Annotated in this window: 1 protein-coding gene; it reads left to right on the top strand. The window is 39.9% G+C overall.

Annotated elements, in window-relative coordinates:
* The first annotated feature begins 1,232 nt into the window (after nucleotides 1-1,232).
* Complete coding sequence (locus ACFE6N_RS23475) at nucleotides 1,233-2,099, top strand: DUF808 domain-containing protein (RefSeq protein ID WP_378940356.1); 867 nt, start codon at nucleotides 1,233-1,235, stop codon at nucleotides 2,097-2,099.
* Nucleotides 2,100-3,013: the final 914 nt, after the last annotated feature.

Raw genomic sequence — 3,013 nt, 5'->3', positions numbered from 1 at the left:
CAGATTACACCGATCTCCGCAGAGACCATTCCATCATCCATTTTACATCTTCCATTATATCGCAGGTTAATTAGCCCTGATGGGAGCGGCATCCCTTTTGGCTAAGAAAAATTGTTAAAAAAATAAGGTTTCCAAAAGGATAGAGCGCACAGCAGGATGGGACCCGCCCCAAACGCTCGGGACATTGCGCTCCAAGACCAAGAGGTATTTAAACCATTAAGGAGCTGAGAAAAGTTAAGGTTGTGCTCCCGCAGAAGACGCTGATCTCCGCAGAGACCATTCCATCATCCGTTTTACATCTTCCGTCTTTTATGTTATATCCTAGCTAAAATAGCCCTGATGGAAGCATCATCCCTTTAGGCTAGGAAAAATTGCTTAAAAAATAAGGTTTCCAAAAGGATAGAGCGCACAGCAGGACGGGACCTATCCCAAATGCTCGGGACACTGCGCTCCAAGACCCAGAGGTATTTAAACCATTAAGAAGTTGAGAAAAGTTAAGGTTGTACTCCCGCAGAAAACGCTGATCTCCGCAGAGACCATTCCATCACCCGTGTTACATCTTCCATATTTTACATTATATTCCTGGTTAAATAGCCCTGATGGGAGCGGCATCCCTTTTGGCTAAGAAAAATTGTTTAAACAATAAGGTTTCCAAAGGGATAGAGCGCACAGCAGGACAGAACACAACCGACAAGCACAGGAAACTGCGCTCCAAGACGAAAAAATTTTTTAACAACTAAGGAGTTGAGAAAGGTTAAGTTTGTAATCCCGCAGAAAATGCTGATCTCCGCAGAAAGCATTCCATCATCCATTTTACATATTCCATCTTTCCCATCTTCTATTTTCTGTCCCTGGTTAAACAGCCCTGATGGGAGCGGTATTCGTTTTTGAAGATACGTATCTGTTTATGGAACGAGGTTTCCCAAAAATATAGAGTAGGAAGCAGGACCGGAAGCCGGATCACAAGCAGGTGATACTGCGCTTCGCAATAACCAGACTGAGTCAGTACCCAGATATTCCCTATGAACTTCTTTATAAATTTCAGCAATAGTAGCTTATTTTTTCTTTTTCGAACAGTTTTGGTTTATTAATGTTATAATGCGGATAAATATTATTGACTTTTAATTAAATCTGTGGAACATAGCTTTGGTATAATATAGCTAAAGATTTAATGTGAGATCATTTAAATTTAAAAAGTAATCGATATTTTGCGACATTAATAAATTTTAAATATGGCTTCTGGTTTTTTTGCGATTTTAGATGATATAGGTGCCTTAATGGATGATGTGGCTGTAACGGCAAAGGTAGCAGCTAAGAAAACGGCTGGTATTTTGGGAGATGACCTGGCAGTAAATGCAGAAAAATCAACTGGTTTTCTTTCTTCCAGGGAACTACCGGTATTATGGGCAATTACCAAGGGTTCACTAGTTAACAAGCTCATTATAGTACCCATTGCGCTATTGCTTAACTTCTTTTTTCCTGTAGCTATTAAAATTATCTTAGTACTCGGAGGATTATATCTGGCATACGAAGGGGTAGAAAAAGTTGTAGAATATTTTTTCCATCGCTCGAAACCCGCAAATGTGGAAGCAAAAGAGATTATTCAGAATGACGAGACGGCAGAAAAAGCCAAAATCAGATCAGCTATTATAACAGATTTCATTCTTTCCATAGAAATTGTCATCATCGCCCTGGGCAGTGTTTTAGATGAAACGCTTACCGTCCAAATCTTAACCGTTTCGTTGATCGCATTATTGGCTACAATTGGTGTTTATGGAATTGTTGCGCTTATTGTTAGGATGGATGACGCCGGATACCGTTTAGTGAAAGCGTCCGGCGATAAAGGTATTCTTTCATCAGTTGGTAAAACACTGGTAAAATCGTTACCTATTATCATTAAAATTTTAAGCATTGTGGGTACCGTTGCATTGATACTGGTATCAGGAGGAATTTTTGCGCACAATATTGCGTTTATGCATCATATTTTCCCTTCGTTTCCATCTATCCTGAGGGAATTTGCTTTTGGATTAATAATCGGCCTGGCTTCGGTATTAGTGGTAATTGCCGTTAAAAAACTTTTGGCCATTATTAGAAGATAAAAAGTAGCTATTCATTTTACTGCTTAAGTTGTTATTCTGAAAATTTGATCTCTGCAGGTCAGGCTAGCTTCCTGTTGTTATTAACTCATGGGTGTTACGCTTCCATAAACTTTAATTGCCAGTTGAGTGGTGTTTTAGAGTATCGGTAGTTTTCGGGTTTGTTTTTCTTTTTAGCAAAGCAGGGTCAGTGGTACTATATAAGCATGTTCCCGCTTTCACTTATAGTCCTCGCTGCGCTCCGGGCTATTCCGCTCAATCGGGTTTAGGTGGGCAGTTTCCTCCAAAGTTTCAAGTGGCCGGGCGCAGGGGAACTTTGGAAGTTTAGTGGCAGATCTCATCCTGAGGGATAAAATGTTTAAAAATCATATGAATGCCATTGAAAAAAAAATACTATGAATAATCTTGAAACATTTGCATTAAGATTCCCGCATGCGCGGGAATGACGACCTACAGGTAAATTCTGTCAATGGAAGCGTAGCCGAAGGATCTTTTTGCCATCCTGGCTACCTGACCTTATCAGATCCTGGAACTGTTCAGGATGGTGCTAAACAGGTAAAAGGCATAATTGTTTTAGCCTGTCGAAAAATATTTCCCGTTGAAAACCATGAACTTACGTTAAAACCGCTATTAATCGTTTCAAAATCTTTGTGGGGAATGATATTTTTCCTACTTTTGCATCCCGCTTCGGAGGAAGGGATTTGTTGAAAAGATGGCTTGGAGAGATGGAGGGCAGGATTTATTTTAAAATAAATATTGCGGGGAAGAAAAAGATTGCTACCTTTGCAGTCCGGTTCGGAAGAGCGGAAAGCTGGTCAACACCGGCATATTGAAACAGGGGGAGAGAAGAAAAAGCAAACAGAAAAATAAAAATTATTTTATTTGGAAGTTCAAAAAAGATTCCTACCTTTGCACTC

The sequence above is a fragment of the Pedobacter sp. BG31 genome (assembly GCF_042464845.1).
Taxonomy (GTDB): Bacteria; Bacteroidota; Bacteroidia; order Sphingobacteriales; family Sphingobacteriaceae; genus Pedobacter; species Pedobacter suwonensis.
Note: the sequence above shows the minus strand (reverse complement) of the source record. Positions and strands in the feature narration are given on the sequence as shown.

Coding starts and splice junctions, on each gene's coding strand:
- ACFE6N_RS23475 (WP_378940356.1), top strand. CDS start 1,233: ATGGCTTCTGGTTTTTTTGCGATTTTAGATGATATAGGTGCCTTAATG.